This window comes from Parafilimonas terrae (assembly GCF_900115755.1).
Lineage (GTDB): Bacteria > Bacteroidota > Bacteroidia > Chitinophagales > Chitinophagaceae > Parafilimonas > Parafilimonas terrae.
This window is the reverse complement of sequence record NZ_FOXQ01000004.1, coordinates 26880-42923: the sequence shown is the minus strand read 5'-3', so window position 1 is coordinate 42923 and position 16044 is coordinate 26880. Positions and strand designations below refer to the sequence as shown.

The 16044-nt window shown below is 39.2% G+C and carries 17 protein-coding genes; 8 read left to right on the top strand and 9 right to left on the bottom strand.

Annotation, left to right across the window (positions count from 1 at the left end; all coding sequences use genetic code 11):
• Window positions 1–2: 2 nt before the first annotated feature.
• From BM015_RS08145 to BM015_RS08135, 3 genes are all read left to right on the top strand, one after another.
• A complete protein-coding gene (locus tag BM015_RS08145) occupies window positions 3–446 on the top strand; it encodes a nucleoside deaminase (protein WP_090657180.1) in 444 nt (147 codons plus the stop codon).
• Between the two features lie 339 nt (window positions 447–785).
• Window positions 786–1103 (top strand): hypothetical protein, encoded by a 318-nt coding sequence (locus tag BM015_RS08140; protein WP_177191851.1) that lies wholly within the window; start codon window positions 786–788, stop codon window positions 1101–1103.
• Between the two features lie 148 nt (window positions 1104–1251).
• Window positions 1252–1854 (top strand): superoxide dismutase, encoded by a 603-nt coding sequence (locus BM015_RS08135; protein WP_090657177.1) that lies wholly within the window; start codon window positions 1252–1254, stop codon window positions 1852–1854.
• A gap of 91 nt (window positions 1855–1945) precedes the next feature.
• Here BM015_RS08135 and BM015_RS08130 read toward each other — a convergent pair whose 3' ends face one another.
• From BM015_RS08130 to BM015_RS08115, 4 genes are all read right to left on the bottom strand, one after another.
• The gene (locus BM015_RS08130; protein WP_090657175.1) at window positions 1946–2395 is read right to left on the bottom strand and encodes a DUF1569 domain-containing protein; all 450 of its coding nucleotides are present in this window, start codon (window positions 2393–2395) and stop codon (window positions 1946–1948) included.
• Between the two features lie 36 nt (window positions 2396–2431).
• A complete protein-coding gene (locus BM015_RS08125; protein ID WP_090657173.1) occupies window positions 2432–2860 on the bottom strand; it encodes an acyl-CoA thioesterase in 429 nt (142 codons plus the stop codon).
• Window positions 2861–2940: 80 nt separating this feature from the next.
• A complete protein-coding gene (rdgB, locus tag BM015_RS08120; protein ID WP_090657171.1) occupies window positions 2941–3525 on the bottom strand; it encodes an RdgB/HAM1 family non-canonical purine NTP pyrophosphatase in 585 nt (194 codons plus the stop codon).
• Entirely contained in the window at window positions 3525–4097 is a 573-nt protein-coding gene (locus BM015_RS08115) for a hypothetical protein (RefSeq protein ID WP_090657169.1), read from the bottom strand. Before BM015_RS08115 ends, rdgB begins: the two co-directional genes overlap by 1 nt.
• A 127-nt stretch (window positions 4098–4224) precedes the next feature.
• On the opposite strand from BM015_RS08115, the gene BM015_RS08110 reads away from it, so the two are divergent.
• From BM015_RS08110 to rpsG, 3 genes are all read left to right on the top strand, one after another.
• Window positions 4225–5286, top strand: a complete 1062-nt coding sequence (locus BM015_RS08110; protein ID WP_090657167.1) for a branched-chain amino acid aminotransferase — start codon at window positions 4225–4227, stop codon at window positions 5284–5286.
• A gap of 115 nt (window positions 5287–5401) precedes the next feature.
• The gene (gene rpsL / locus BM015_RS08105; protein WP_090657165.1) at window positions 5402–5782 is read left to right on the top strand and encodes a 30S ribosomal protein S12; all 381 of its coding nucleotides are present in this window, start codon (window positions 5402–5404) and stop codon (window positions 5780–5782) included.
• 23 nt (window positions 5783–5805) lie between these two features.
• A complete protein-coding gene (rpsG, locus tag BM015_RS08100; protein WP_090657162.1) occupies window positions 5806–6273 on the top strand; it encodes a 30S ribosomal protein S7 in 468 nt (155 codons plus the stop codon).
• A gap of 154 nt (window positions 6274–6427) precedes the next feature.
• Here rpsG and mdh read toward each other — a convergent pair whose 3' ends face one another.
• Window positions 6428–7357, bottom strand: coding sequence for a malate dehydrogenase (gene mdh / locus BM015_RS08095; RefSeq protein WP_090657160.1), 930 nt, complete (start codon window positions 7355–7357; stop codon window positions 6428–6430).
• A gap of 394 nt (window positions 7358–7751) precedes the next feature.
• On the opposite strand from mdh, the gene BM015_RS08090 reads away from it, so the two are divergent.
• Window positions 7752–9401 (top strand): CTP synthase, encoded by a 1650-nt coding sequence (locus BM015_RS08090; protein WP_090657158.1) that lies wholly within the window; start codon window positions 7752–7754, stop codon window positions 9399–9401.
• 41 nt (window positions 9402–9442) lie between these two features.
• Here the strand turns inward: BM015_RS08090 and BM015_RS08085 are convergent, their stop codons facing one another.
• From BM015_RS08085 to BM015_RS08070, 4 genes are all read right to left on the bottom strand, one after another.
• Window positions 9443–12430: a 4-alpha-glucanotransferase gene (locus BM015_RS08085; protein WP_245751295.1), complete on the bottom strand. Its 2988-nt coding sequence runs from the start codon at window positions 12428–12430 to the stop codon at window positions 9443–9445.
• A 287-nt stretch (window positions 12431–12717) separates the two neighbouring features.
• Complete coding sequence (locus BM015_RS08080) at window positions 12718–13380, bottom strand: CPBP family intramembrane glutamic endopeptidase (protein WP_090657156.1); 663 nt, start codon at window positions 13378–13380, stop codon at window positions 12718–12720.
• Between the two features lie 9 nt (window positions 13381–13389).
• Window positions 13390–14214: a 4-(cytidine 5'-diphospho)-2-C-methyl-D-erythritol kinase gene (gene ispE, locus BM015_RS08075; RefSeq protein WP_090657154.1), complete on the bottom strand. Its 825-nt coding sequence runs from the start codon at window positions 14212–14214 to the stop codon at window positions 13390–13392.
• Between the two features lie 16 nt (window positions 14215–14230).
• On the bottom strand, window positions 14231–14818 hold the full coding sequence (locus BM015_RS08070) for a bifunctional nuclease family protein (RefSeq protein WP_090657642.1): 588 nt from the start codon (window positions 14816–14818) through the stop codon (window positions 14231–14233).
• A gap of 228 nt (window positions 14819–15046) precedes the next feature.
• Between BM015_RS08070 and BM015_RS08065 the strand changes: the two genes are divergently transcribed.
• On the top strand, window positions 15047–16033 hold the full coding sequence (locus tag BM015_RS08065; protein ID WP_090657152.1) for an SDR family oxidoreductase: 987 nt from the start codon (window positions 15047–15049) through the stop codon (window positions 16031–16033).
• Window positions 16034–16044 lie beyond the last annotated feature (11 nt).

The following is a 16044-nucleotide window of genomic DNA, read 5'->3' as shown; positions in this document are numbered from 1 at the left end:
TAATGATATTGAATGATGAATACTATATGCAGCATGCTCTGCGGGAAGCAGAGAAAGCTTATGAAGAAGATGAAATTCCCATTGGTGCTGTAATCGTCATTAATCAAAAAATTATTGCAAGGGCGCATAATATGACGGAACAACTGAACGATTCAACTGCGCATGCAGAAATACTGGCGCTTACTTCAGCTTATAATTTTCTTGGTACCAAATATTTGCCCGATGCAACTTTATATGTAACTGTTGAACCTTGTTTAATGTGCACAGGCGCTTTGTACTGGAGTAAATTAAATCGCGTAGTTTGGGGTGCGGCTGATGAAAAAAATGGACATCGCCGCATAACATCACCTAACTTTCCGTTTCATCCAAAAACAAAAATACGAACCGGCGTTTTGGCTGAAGATTGCGCATTGCTTATGAAAACTTTCTTTCAGCAGAAGAGATAATTAAATAATGTATTCCATGACAAGTTTAAAACTGATACTTGTTTTTTTGCTAATTAGTTCTTATTCAATTAGCCAGCCTAAAGTGCAACATATTACAAATCCAGAAGTAGTTCGGCTTAGCAATCAAATAATCCCTTTAGTTTCTTTCATTAATAATCCAGATAGTTGTATAAAGGCCCTTTCATATCTTGATAGTGCAACATCAATTGATAGCTCTTGTTTTTTATGCTATTATAATAAATTGATGTTTTTATCATCATTAAAGAAATTTGAGGATGCGATCATTTCAATTAATGCGTGTATAAGAATTAACCCCAACGCAGCTGATATATATATTTAATGGGAGGTATGCTTCACAGAAAATTAGAAGATTCAATAAGCTCGGATACATATTTTCATGGGTCACTATCAATATGCAATGCAGTGTTGGATACAATGAGCAATAAAAATGCAGATTATAAAATGCTTACTATTTATAAGGCTATAAACTTGATAATGTTAGGCAATGAAATAAAAGGTAATAAGGTTTTGAAAAAACTTTATAATAGCTTTCAAAGTGATAAACAATTTGGCAAATCTGCAAGAGAAGAAATTCTGTCATACATGAATAAAAGCCAAAACGAAATCATGGATATTTTTTTTGATTTTGGTGATTAAATGCCTATAAACACAAGCTTATTTTCGATATAAGAAAGAATTAATCTGTTTTTGCCAGCCTCGCACTAAATTTGTTGTCCTTTATAAACAATAATTGTATTTCTGTAAAAGCAGAAATCTACAATCAGAAATCTAAAATTTTATAACTATGGCATTCACATTACCTCCGCTGCCGTATGCATACAATGCATTAGAGCCGCACATCGATGAGCAAACAATGAAGATTCACCACGACAAACATCACCAGGCGTACGTTGATAATCTGAATAAAGCAATTGCCGGAACGGAACATGAAAATAAATCGCTTGAAGACCTGATTGCCAATGCAGGCAAAATTTCACCTGCCGTTCGCAACAATGGCGGCGGCCATTGGAACCATACTTTCTTCTGGGATATTTTATCTGCAGATGGCGGCGCACCTTCGGGCAGTTTAGCTGAAGCCATCAGCAGCGCCTTTGGTTCTTTTGATGAATTTAAAGCGAAGTTTAATGCGGCTGGCGCCACCCGTTTTGGAAGTGGCTGGGCCTGGCTTATTGTAAAAGATGGCAAGCTTGAAGTTACTTCTACGCCCAACCAGGATAACCCGTTAATGGATGTTGCCGAAGTAAAAGGCACGCCCATTCTTGGCGTTGATGTTTGGGAGCATGCTTATTATTTGAAATATCAAAACAAACGTCCTGATTATTTGGCAGCTATTTGGAACGTTATCAACTGGAAAAAAGTGCAGGAAAATTTTGATAAGGCGAAATAATATATAAGCACTTATATAATTTTAAAAGCTTCGCATGAGCGAAGCTTTTTTATTTTGTTGTTACCAGCAATTGATTTTTATAGCATAAGCCTTAAACTCCAAACTGCTTTAAATGATGATCATAATGTTTATAATTGAGAATGCCCCATTCTTCAATTGTCATTTTTCCAAAGAACGGATGTTTACGTTGAACCAGGTCCGTTTTATCAGTTTCATATAATCTTTCAATCGCATCTTTTAAAGTTTGCTGGCTTTCATAAAAATCAGGCGTGTTTTTTATAATGAAATTCGGTGCAGTTGGCAAACCTTTTTTCATTTCCGGGCTTGAGAGCATTTGTTTCTTTGCTATACTGCCAAATAGTTTTCCTATAAGGCTTTGTTTGCTTTCTATTTCTCCGGCTGAAATTCTTGTTGGCACAACACAATGCGCCAGCATTTGCGAAACATTCATTTTGCCCCACATTGCTTTTGAGTTGGGATGCAGTTCGTCAATCCTGCGCAGGATATCATCCTTATCTTCCTTAATAAAAATATTACCCATATAAAGTGGAATGATGGTTTTGAATAACAGATGTATTTAAATCAATGTTTCTTTTACTTTTTCCGGAACGCCGGTTAATTTTTTATTGTTATAATCGTAGCAAAGCATGCCTGTTTTTGCTTTTGCAGCCAGCACCGGGGCATCGCGGTTAATGATCTCCATCTTGTAAAAAATATCAAAACCCCTTGTATCAAACCCGTTGGCTGCAACAGATATTTTTACTTCATCGCCATAATTCAATTCTTTTTTGAATTCAATGGCCGCATCAAACATAATTAATGAAGTGTTTTCAAGTTTTAATTCCGAATAACCAAAGTTATTTAGGAATTGCATCCTCGCTTCGTGAACAAGAGCAAGAAAGCTATCGTTACCAACATGGCCGCCATAATTTAAATCGGTAATACGAACTTTAATTACAGTGGAGAATTTGAAATTATCCGGCAGGCTTATTTTAATGCGTTCCATGCGATTATTTTATAAATAGGTTACATGCGCACAGTTGGAATCAGTTAAATTATTCAAATAAATCTGTGCATTTGTAGCAATTATTGCTGCTTTAAAAATTCAATTAATTTGTCCGTAGCTTTTTTACGGTGGCTGAATAAATTCTTTTCTTCCAGCGTCATTTCGCCAAAGGTTTTATAGCTTCCATCAGGTATAAAAACAGGGTCGTACCCAAAACCATTTGTGCCGCGGCGTTCATAAATAATCATTCCTTTTACAATACCTTCAAATAAATATTCCGTGCCATCCCACATTAAAGAAATAATAGTTTTAAACTGCGCATTACGATTTTCTTTGTCATCAAGTTCAGAAAGCAGCTTATCAATATTCGCATCAAAATCTCTTTGTTCGCCGGCATATCTTGCACTTTTAACGCCGGGCTCGCCATTTAAAGCTTCCACTTCAAGGCCGGTATCATCGCCGAAACAATTTTGTTTTGTAAGCTGGTAAATAGTTCTCGATTTTTCAGATGCGTTGGCTTCGATTGTATCATGCGGCTCGGGAATGTCAATATCTATTCCGGCTTCGCTTAATGTAATTATTTTATACCGGTTACCAATAACGGCAAGTATTTCTTCAACTTTATGTTTGTTGTTGCTCGCGAAAATCAGGGTTTTATTATTCATCAGAGATTAAGCATTTTTTTAAGGCTGTTCCACAATTTTGTTTTCTCAGCTTTTGCTGCAGGCGTTGCAGCGTTTAATTGAACCAATGCAGGTGCCGTTAATATGGCGCAATTATCATATTGCTGCACCTGGTAGTCGGGCATCGAAAATGGCAATTCTATCTGCAATGCATTTATGCCAAAGCTTACAATAAATTGCGGTTGCAAATCTTTCTTCATCTGCTGAAATTGAACAGGATGGTTTTTGAAGTTGATAAGCGCAACATGTGCAAGGTTCATTTTGCAGGCATTTAAAATACCTGTAAGGAATTCCAATTCTTTTTCACTTAAATAAACATTGTATTCATCGTTTACCAGTACTATAAATTTCTTTTCATAATTACCCAGGTACCATTTGCCGGGCTTGTGCACTTTTTCTTCTGCGGGTGCAGGTTTTAGTTCAACAGGGTACTCATTTATTGCAACAGGTTGCTGTACATCATAAATGGTTTCTGTTTTAATTTTCTCACCGGTATAAACCAGCGAATTATTAAATAATCCCGCTAAAACCTGCGGTGGTAATTGTTCCTTCATCAATTGTAAATTATTTGATTTTCAAAAAGCCGCCGGTGCCAAAAATTGCTGCTAATGCAATAATCTATTGATAAGCGGCCTTATCTCCTAAAAGATTTTTTATTTTCTTTGCATCAAATTTAAGGGTATGACAGAAGTGTTAGACATAAACATCACAAAAATAGAAAGGAGCAAGCTGACTGACATAAGCCTCGAAAACATTCCTTTCGGAAAATTTTTTACCGATCACATGCTGGAAGCCGATTATGAAAATGGTGAATGGAAAGCGGTAGAAATTAAACCTTATCAGCCGCTGGTATTAGATCCCTCAGTTTCCGCACTGCATTATGGGCAGTCTATCTTTGAAGGCATTAAGGCTTTTCGGCAGGAAAACGGTGAAGCTGTTATTTTCCGCCCTTACGAAAATTTAAAGCGCTTTAATCTTTCTGCGCGGCGTATGAGCATGCCCGAAGTGCCGGAAGAGATTTTTATTGAAGGCATGCGGCAGTTGATTGAGCTTGATGAAAATTGGATTCCAACACAGGCAGAGCATTCATTATATATACGTCCGTTTATGTTTGCTACGGATTATATGCTGGGCGTAAAACCTTCTGAAACCTATAAATTTTTAATTATCCTTAGTCCAGTTGGGCCTTTCCACGCAGCGCCCATGAAAATTGCTGTGGAAGAAAAATATACGAGGGCTGCGCCCGGCGGTGTCGGCTTTTCTAAAAATGCCGGCAATTATGGCGGCAGCATGCTGCCTGCTACAAAGGCAAAAGAAATGGGTTATGACCAGGTTTTATGGACAGATGCCTTCGAGCATAAATGGCTGCAGGAAGTAGGTATGATGAACATAGGTTTTGTTATTAATAACTCATTTGTGACCCCCGCGCTGGAAGACACGATTTTAAAAGGCGTTACCCGCGACAGTATCATTACCATTTTAAAAGATATAGGTATTAAAGTAGAAGAAAGAAAGCTGAATATTGACGAAGTGGTGGAAGCTTATAAGAATGGTACGCTTACAGAAATCTTTGGAATGGGCACTGCTGCGGTTATTTCAAACATAAAAAAATTGAAGTACAAAGATTTTGTGATGGATTTTGATGTGAACAGCTTTACCATTTCTCCAAAAGTTAAACAGGCACTTGACCAGATACGCCTTGGTAAAACTGCGGATAAGCACGGATGGTTGTTTAAAGTGTAAAGGAAATGTTGGTTTTTATTCATTTTTCGCAATAATTTCAGAAGAGCGTACCAATTTATTTGGAATTAAATACTGTTGCAGTTACCTTTGCCGTCCCAAAAAATTAAGGTTAATAATGCCTACAATACAACAATTAGTAAGAAATGGCCGTGAAATAATCAGGGCAAAAAGCAAATCAAGGGCTTTAGATGCCTGCCCTCAGCGTCGTGGCGTTTGTACAAGGGTTTATACTACAACTCCCAAAAAGCCGAACTCAGCCCTGCGTAAAGTAGCAAAGGTGCGTTTAACCAATAAAATTGAGGTGATTGCCTATATTCCGGGTGAAGGCCATAACCTGCAGGAGCACTCTATCGTGCTTATCCGCGGAGGCCGTGTAAAAGATTTACCGGGTGTACGTTATCACATTGTACGCGGCAGCCTCGATACTGCCGGCGTAAAAGACCGCAAGCAAAGCCGTTCTAAATACGGTACCAAGAAAGAAAAAGCAAAAAAATAATTAAATATTCATCATTATAAGCGATGAGAAAAGCACAAGCAAAAAAGTTACCCTTAGCGCCAGACGCTCGTTTTAACGATAAACTGGTTACACGTTTTGTGAATAACCTTATGTGGCAGGGAAAGAAAAGTACTTCAATCACCATATTTTACGATGCGGTTGATAAGGTGAGCAAAATAACCGGCGAAAACGGTTATGAAATTTGGAAAAGAGCTTTACAAAATGTAACGCCTGCTGTAGAAGTGCGCAGCCGCAGAATTGGTGGTGCTACTTTCCAGATACCTACAGAAGTGCGCGCAGACCGTAAAATTTCTTTAAGTATGAAATGGCTTATCCGTTACAGCCGCGACCGTAATGGTAAAACAATGGCTGATAAACTGGCTAACGAAATTATCGCTGCCAGCAAGGGTGAAGGCGCCGCTTTCAAAAAGAAAGAAGACACGCACCGCATGGCAGAAGCTAACAAAGCTTTCTCCCACTTTAGAGTTTAGGAAGAATCCCTACATTATAACGAAGCTCCGCAATTGCGGGGCTTTTTATTTTTGTAATAATCTGTATACCTCCGATGAGAAAGGAAGACGGCTGACTTAAAATAAAAGAGGTTCACATTTTAAAATGTGAACCTCTTTCTAATTGAAAAGCTTCTTATAATGTTTTCAGAACATCATTCATGTTTCTTACTGCATCTGCACTTTTACTAAATGCAGCTTTTTCTTCTTCATTTAAATCAATTTCAATGATCTTTTCCCAGCCGTTTTTGCCGATGACCACAGGCACGCCAAGACAAATATCACTTTGGCCATATTCTCCATCAAGGTAAACACAGCAGGTAAATAATTTTTTCTCATCCCTGGCAATGGTTTCAACCAGTGCTGCGCCTGCCGCGCCGGGTGCATACCATGCAGATGTGCCGATGAGCTTGGTAAGCGTGGCTCCGCCAACCATTGTATCCGATACGATTTGTTTTTGCTGATCTGCACTTAAATATTTAGTAACCGGAACGCTGTTCCATGTTGCTTTGCTTATTAAAGGAATCATGGTAGTGTCGCCATGACCGCCAACAACAATGGCATTCAAATCAGCCGGGCTGCAGCCGAGATGCTGGCTGAGTTGGTACCTGAACCTTGCACTATCCAGAGCGCCGCCCATACCAATTATCCTGTTCTTAGGTAATTCGCTTGCTGTAAGCGCCAGGTAAGTCATGGTATCCATCGGATTACTGATAATAATAATAATAGCATTGGGTGAATATTTTAAAATGCTTCCAACAACACCTTTTACAATACCTGCATTAGTGCCAATAAGTTCTTCGCGGGTCATGCCTGGTTTGCGTGGCAGTCCGGATGTTATAACAACGATATCGCTGTTTGCAGTTTTAGCATAATCGCCGGTGCTGCCGCTGATGCGTGTGTCAAAACCAAGCAGGGCTGCGGTTTGCATCATATCCTGGGCTTTACCTTCAGCAAAACCTTCTTTAATGTCAAGCAATACAACTTCATGCGCTATTTCTTTACGCACAATGTTATCAGCACAGGTTGCACCTACGGCGCCTGCACCTACAACAGTAACTTTCATATACAATTTTTATGGTGAAGAATCATTTTGGGCTGCAAAGGTAAGCCCCAAAAAATATGTTTGCCCATTTCATAATAAGAATAAAAAATTTTCCACTTTCATTGCAGTTTTTACAGCGAAATTTTTAAACGCAAGAAATATATTTTAGCTTTGCATGACCACTGAGAAATTTCTTCTCTCCGGTCACCGGAAGTCTAATCATAAAATAAGATTGATGAAAACGAAACACAGAATTTACTGTGCGGGTTTTCTTTTTTTGTTGAACAAACATACATGCAGCATAATTGATACGACGCAATGGTATTTGTCAGGTTTGCTGCTGCCGGTAACAAAATAAAACACCAGGCGCACAGCGCTTAAACATTAAATTATTATAACTATAAATAATTAAGTTATGGCAAAATATATTTTTGTTACCGGTGGTGTAACAAGCAGTTTAGGTAAAGGCATTATTGCAGCGTCGCTTGCAAAGCTGTTACAGGCAAGGGGTTTCAGGGTAACAATTCAAAAGCTGGACCCTTATATCAATATAGATCCCGGCACATTAAACCCTTACGAACATGGTGAATGTTATGTAACTGAAGATGGCGCAGAAACTGATCTTGATCTTGGCCACTACGAACGTTTCCTAAATATTTACACTTCGCAGGCCAATAATGTAACTACCGGCAGAATTTATCAGACTGTAATTGATAAAGAACGTGCCGGTGAATTTTTGGGAAAGACTGTTCAGGTTGTTCCGCATATTACAGATGAAATAAAACGCCGCATGGTATTGCTGGGCAATGATGGCAATTACGATATTGTAATCACTGAAATCGGGGGCACAGTTGGCGATATTGAAAGCCTTCCATTTATAGAGGCAGTGCGCCAGTTGCAATGGGAGTTGCCTGAAGGCGATGTATGCGTTATTCATCTTACTTTAATCCCTTATTTACGTGCAGCAAAAGAATTAAAAACAAAGCCAACGCAGCATAGTGTAAAGATGCTGAGCGAAACGGGCGTGCATCCGGATATTATTGTTTGCAGAACAGAAGAACCTTTGAATAATGACCTGAAGAAAAAGATTGCCCTGTTCTGTAATGTGAAACCAGAAGCTGTGATAGAAGCGATGGATGCCTCCACTATTTATGAAGTGCCGCTTACCATGCTGCGGGAAAAACTTGATATAATTACTTTAAAGAAATTAAATACAACACTTGTTCCCGAAGCAGACCTTAAAAACTGGAAAGTTTTTCTTGATAAACTGAAATACCCGAAGAGTAAAGTAAATATTGGGCTTATTGGCAAGTATATGGAACTGCAGGATGCATATAAGTCTATCCTGGAAAGTTTTATACATGCCGGCGCTATGAATGAAGTAAAAGTGCAGGTGATTGATGTACATAGCGAAAGCTTAAACAAACAAAATGTAAAAGAAAAGCTTGAACATCTTGATGGTTTACTGGTTGCACCGGGCTTTGGCAAGCGTGGCATTGAAGGAAAGATTATTGCCGTGCAATATGCCCGTGAAAATAATCTCCCGTTCTTTGGTATTTGTTTGGGTATGCAAATGGCTGCCATTGAATTTGCCCGTAATGTTTTGGGTATTGAGAAAGCGCATTCAACAGAAATGGACCTGCAAACCCCCGACCCGGTTATAGATATGATGGAAGAACAGAAGAAAATTAAAAAGATGGGCGGCACAATGCGCTTGGGCGCTTATCCATGTGAAATAAAACCGGGCACATTGGCGCATCGCATTTATGGTAAAACATTAATAAGCGAAAGACATCGCCACCGTTATGAGTTCAATAACAAATATCTTGACCAGTTTGAAAAGAACGGCATGATTGCGAGCGGTATTAATCCTGATACAAACCTTGCAGAGATACTGGAAGTAAAAGATCACCCTTTCTTTATTGGCGTTCAATACCATCCTGAATTAAAGAGCACGGTTGAAAAGCCTGCGCCTTTATTTGTTGAGTTTGTTGCTGCTGCCAAAAATTATAATGAAATGCGCAACGAAGTGAAGAAACCTTCCCTGCAAAGAGAGATGATATAAATTTAATTAACCTCTTTTCATTTATGAAGAGAGGTTAATGTTCATTCAACCGTTCTGTTGCAGGCTTCTATATTGCCATGTAATTCTGCATTAAACACATCAGCAATCAATAAATCTTCAAGCAATAAATGCATGCGGTAACGCCAATAATGTTTTGGAATGGCCGGTACGTTAATGCGTTCTTCATTTGGATTCTGCCTGCGCAGTTCTTCACTCATGCCCAAAATATCCTGTAACTGGAAAATACTCCACATGGCCGGTGAATATAAATGCTGCATTATAACTGCACGGTTAATCCACGGTTCGCAGAAATAAGGCGCTTCGCCCCACTGGCCAAGCTGGTAATTATAGAAACGTTGTGTTTTAGCACGGTCTTCTTCCCACCAGCCACGAATAGTGCTCATGTCATGTGTAGATGGCGTAACAACACTTAAATAAGGTGCATCATCAGGATGAGAAAATTCCCTGTCAACCTGCTTGGGCATGCGCTGAATTTCAAGGCTGAGCAGCCCGAGCTGCTTCATCACTTCAGGCACGGAGCCTGGCACGAGGCCAAGGTCTTCACCACAAATAAGCATATTGGTTGAGCGCTTTAAAGCAGGTAGTTTTTTAAGCGCTTCTTTTCTCCAGAACTCATCCTGCCGGCGAAAGAAATAATCGATGTATAATTCTTTTAGCTGGTTTTGTTTATGCTGATCGAGGTATTGAAATGATTTGGTTGCCTCAATTGAAAAGCGGAAATGAAACTGCTGCCCGTTTGTTCCTTCTGCTTCAAACAAAATAACATTTGAAATAAGATCAAATAATTTTTGCTTTACCCAAATATCAGGTTCGGCTGTTTCAAATGCCGTAAAATGTTCTTCAACTTTTCGTTGTGTTGCATATTCGTCGAGCAGGCTGTAAGTGCCGTCATCATTAGCTTTCAGGTATGTTTGTTTGAAATGTGCAGCTTCGTCGCCCACCTCATCATACAATAGTTGATCTGTAATGTACGGCTTGGTATAACGCACGTAATCAAACCAGATATTTCTTTGATGAAACTCGTGCACATGCACCGGTATGCAGGGTTCAAAATGCCCCATAATGCCTTCTACCGCATGCATGGGAATGCTCCAGATGCGGAAGAAGCCAAGAATATGATCTATGCGAAAAGCATCAAAATAATAACTCATTTGTTCAAAACGCTGACGCCACCAGGCAAAATGATCGGCTTCCATCTTCTGCCAGTTGTAAGTTGGAAATCCCCAGTTCTGGCCCTTTACCGCAAAATCATCGGGCGGCGCACCCGACTGTAAATGCATGTTGAACAAATCAGGGTGCTGCCAGGCATCTGCGCCATAGCGGTAAATACCGATTGGAATATCGCCTTTAATAATTATACCATTTTCGTGCGCATACGCAGTGGCCTCCTGCAATTGCAGGTGCAAATGATATTGTATGAAACAATGCAGCAAAACCGCATCAGCCGTTTTTGCGCTATCAAATAATTTGGTTACTTCATCTGCATTGAAGATTTTGTTAGATGGCCAGTTATTAAAATCGGAAGTATTGTACAAATCCCTGTAATAGCAAAAGGCGGAATATGGCGCCAGCCAATGCTGGTTCTTTTTATAAAAAGCCTTGAACGCTGCTGAAGCAAAAGTTTCTTTTTTTTGCAGGGCATATATTTCTTTAAGCAGCTTCCATTTCAAATTGTTTACGGCTTCATAATCCACCGTATCTTTTTCATTCAGGGCCAGCCTTTCTTCTTTTGCTGCATCTAATAATTTTTTATTTTTCTTAGCGGCAAGCGTATCCAGGTTAATGTACATAGGATGCAATGCAAAAGCCGAAATAGCGGCATAAGGATAAGAGTCGCTCCACGTGCCGGTAGCATTGGTATCGTTCACCGGCAATACTTGTATTAACTGAAGACCGGTTTTCTTAGCCCAGTCAACCAATAATTTTATATCCGCAAACTCACCAACGCCCCAACTGCTTTTGCTTCGTAAACTAAAAACAGGTATGGAAACACCGGCGCCTTTCCAGGTGTTATCGGGCAGAATAATAAACCCGTCGTTAATGATGCTTATTTTATTTTTTGCGGCCGCATGCGCCTGGAAGAGTATGCGGTTTTTACCATCTTCATAACGCAGGAATTTTTTATTAATAGTATCGTAAACGCCATATTTATATATTAACGGAAAGTCGATGTTGGCAAGATTGAGTGAAACACTGTGAAAGTCTTCGCCGGCTTTCCTGCTTAATAAAACAGGAGTTTCTGCAGTCCATTTTCCTGTTTCTTCAGCAGAGCCTAAGAGGCAGATAGTTTCTCCTTTTTTTAATAAGGGCGCTTTTATTCTGAACTGGTGTGTAAATTTTTTGGGCTCTTTAATTTTTATTTCAGTATAATTATTTTTCAGCAATACATTTTGAAAAGGCTCGGTGTAAAATGCATTATCGTAATAACCGGCAAAATTCCATGAATCGGCAATTAATACTTCTTCATATTTAAATAAGCCGGGCATGAGTGTTTTATCATTGCCCCAGTCGTACATAACAGAACCATCTTCATTCTTTAAAATGTAATTGTACTGAATGCCCTGTTCAGGCACAGATGCTGTATCTATGTCAACTGTTGAAGCCCAGGTTTCTTCGTTAAGGTATTGCAGCGGCAGTGCATCTGCAATATTTTCATTGCCGAATATTGGATGATTGCCCGTAACAAAAAGCAACTGGCCGGGTTTAGTATGAAACTTAAGCTGGAAAATTATTTTTGTTGCAGCCGTTTTTTTAACTGATTTAGCAACTTTTTTAGGAGCCTTTTCTTTGGTTTCAACAATGGCTGAAGCCTTTTTTGGAGCTGACTTTTTAACTGCAGCTTTGGGCTTATTGCCTGCAGCCTGTTTGGCAGCCTTTTTAGGCCCGGCAGATTTTGCCTTTTTTTCCGCTGATTTTTTTACTGCTTTCGGGGCGGATGGGTTTTCTTCCAGGTTATTTATGGAAACAGCACTTTGCTGTTTGTCATTCTTTTGCTGTCCGGTTTCCAATGAATAAAAATTTAATTTAAAAAAATACAAACTATGTTTTCCAGGGGAGCCTATTAACGAAAGTATGTATAGTGTAATAAATACACAAATATTAGATAATGGATTCGGGATAAATAACAAAAGTTAAGTTGTTCGGGCAAAGCTTTTAAACAGGCGGCTTAATCAAAGCGCTTATTAAATGAGCCGGACCATAAACCATTCAATTTTTTACTGTTGCCTGGCGATTAAAGTATCGCTGGATCCATATTCCTTTTCAGCGCAAATGTGCAACAGTTTTATAGCAGTGATTAGTTATTGAGTACATCAAAATAAATCATTGTCAATGCTATTGTGTCATACACGGCATGCGATATAATGGGGTACCATAAATTTTTATTGTACTTTTTAAACAGGTATAACCAATACAAACCGCCAAGGGTGGCTCCGATTATACCAAATATGCCCTGCTGCCAATGATACACGCCGAATAAAATACTTGTAAAAAGCCCAGCATGCCAAAAAGAAAAATTATACTTTGAAAACCATGTTTGAATAATGTTTTGAATAAATCCCCTGAAAGCAATTTCTTCATAAAACCCCCCGGCTATCCACGCCACTATAGTTGCAATTAATAAACCGCTCAGATTATTTTTTACAAAATCATAATCCGTATAAGCCTTAATATAATCCTGAAAGAAATGATTTATGAAAGGAAGATAAATGAATTTTACAAAAGCCATCCAAAGAATGGCTGAAAGAACGCCAACTATAAAAGTGTGAACAGATAAGCCTTTTCGTTTAAGCCCGATGTAGCCAAGCGTTTTATACTGTGTTTTTAAATAAATAATAATTATCAGGAAGCATACAACAACATAAGAAGCAAAAGGCAAGTGAGCGAAATGTGGAAATAAAATGAGGAGAGCAATTACAAGAATGCTTGTTACAGTCTTTAAATAATTTACTTTATCCATAAAGCAGCTTTACAATGCTAATTGCTGTACAAAGTAATGCGATGGAAATACATTGAGATCGATATCTGCCGGGTTGCTGAAAATACCATACACGCTGCTGCCGCTGCCGCTCATTGAAGCAAACAAAGCCCCATTTTTAAGAAGCACGTTTTTAATGATTTTAATCTCGGGATATTTTTCAAAAACAGGTTGCTCAAAAGCGTTTTCCAGTTTTCCCTGCCAGGTTTCAACCGGTTGCTCAATTATGCTTTTTATATTATTGGAACCTGAATAATCAACCTGTGAAAATGCCCAGCCTGTGTTTACGTGAATGAGTGGATTAATCAACATTAAATGATACCCGGATAAATCAAGCTGAACCGGTTGCATTACTTCACCACGCTGCTGTGCAAACGATGGTTTATTGATGATGAAAAACGGACAATCGCTGCCCAGCATCAGCGCATATTGCAATAATTTTTCTTCCGTGAGATGCAGTTTGAATTTATCATTCAAAAGCATTAGCATAAAAGCACCATCAGCGCTGCCGCCGCCTAAGCCGGCACCCGAAGGAATAGCTTTATGCAGATGAATTTTTACTGAAGGCAATTGCGGAAAATCATGTTTTAAAAGCCGGTATGCTTTTACGCAAAGATTGTTTTCAGCGGCGCCTTCAATTTCAATTCCTGAAGTGGTTAAAGTGTAATCTTCGTGCTGGCCGGAATGATGAATTACTTCCAGCACATCATAGAAAGGCAAGGGATAAAAAACGGTTTCGAGGTTATGATACCCGTCGCTTCTTTTGCCAATAATACTTAGGCCGATATTTATTTTGCAATTGGGAAAAACTATCAAAGCAAAAAATTGAATATTACTTGCGCTTGTTTATTTCATCTCTTATTTCAATAGCGCGGATGTAATCTTCATGTTCCAGAACTTCAGAGAGCAATTTTTGCAGGTCATCCAAACTCATCCTGCTTAAATCTTTGTCGCCGGCGGAAGACCCGGAATCTTCAACGGTAATGTCAGATTTCTTTTGCCGGGCTTCATCTTCCATTAAAATGCCTGCATTTTCCAGTATGTTTTCATAGGTATAAATGGGGCATCCGAACCGCACGGCAAGCGCTAAAGCATCGCTGGTGCGGCTGTCAATCTCAATAGTGTCATGTTCATTTACGCATACGAGCTTTGAATAAAAAATGCCTTCCTGCAAATCGTTGATCACTATTTCCATCAACTCTATATGAAAGGCATACATAAAATTTTTCATAAGGTCGTGTGTAAGCGGGCGGCTGGGCTGCATGCGCTCAAGTGCAACGGCGATAGCCTGGGCTTCAAAACCGCCAATAACAATGGGCAACCGCCGCAACCCGTTTACTTCACCCAAAACAACCGCATACGAATGCGTTTGTGTGATGCTATGCGATAATGCAACAATTTCAAGTTCTATCTTCTTCATGCAAAAATTTCCTTTCGTAAGCCGCAAAAATAAAGATTTACAGCCCATATAAAATTTTTCAATCTTATATACTTTGGGCTTATTTAATGAGCAATAAAAATATTTTTTATACAAATTTTTTCGTAATAAAAATTTTTCGGTAGCCAATTACTTGCTTATCCTTGCAGCAGGGCAACAATAATAATGCTGTTTTTCAAGCTCATGTATTTTATTCAGAACAATTGATTGATGAAAATTTTTATAACAGGCGCCACCGGTTATGTTGGAAATAACCTTGCTAAAAAGCTTGCCGGTGATGGAAATATTATACATGCTTTATGCCGGGATGTGAATACCCCGGTTTTACAGCATTCCAACATAAAAATTTTTAAGGGAGATATTACTGATGTTGACTCAATGGATGAAGCCATGCAGGGTTGCGAACAGGTTTATCACCTGGCTGCTTATGCGCGGGTGTGGGCGAAAGATGCTTCCACTTTTTACAGGCTTAATGTGGCAGGCGCCAAAAATGTGTTTGATGCTGCATTGAAAAACAATATTAATAATATTGTATTCACTTCAACCGGCGGCACACTTGGGCCATCAGGCCGCAGGCCGGTGAAAGAAGAAGATAGAAGAATAGGCAAGCCTTTTACAATTTATGAAGCCACCAAAACCCAGGCTGAAGAACTGGCAAAAGAATATTGTAACAAATATGGCCTGCGCATCGTTACATTAAATCCGCCGCGTATTTACGGGCCAGGCATTATAACCGAAAGTAATGCTGTTACAAGGCTGGTAAAATTATATATGTCGGGCAAATGGAAAATTATGCCGGGCGATGGCAAACGCACAGGAAGCTATGTATATATTGATGATATTGTGAACGGCCATATTCTTGCCATGCAGAAAGGAAGGGCAGGAGAGCGGTATAACCTGGGTGGTGTAAATGCATCGTACATTGAATTCTTTAATTTGCTGGCGCAGATTACAGGTGGGAAACATACATTGATAAAATTTCCTGTGTGGACAATGATGTTTGCAGGTAATGTAATTGAACTATATTCGAAACTAACGGGCAGGCCACCATTGCTTACGCCGCCATGGATAAGAAAATATTATTACAACTGGGATGTTGACAGCAGTAAAGCGCAGCGTGAACTCGGTTATAGTTTTATATCGCTGGAAGAAGGGTTGAAGAAAACGGTTGAATGGCTGAAAAATAATCCGGACTAAATGCCATAATG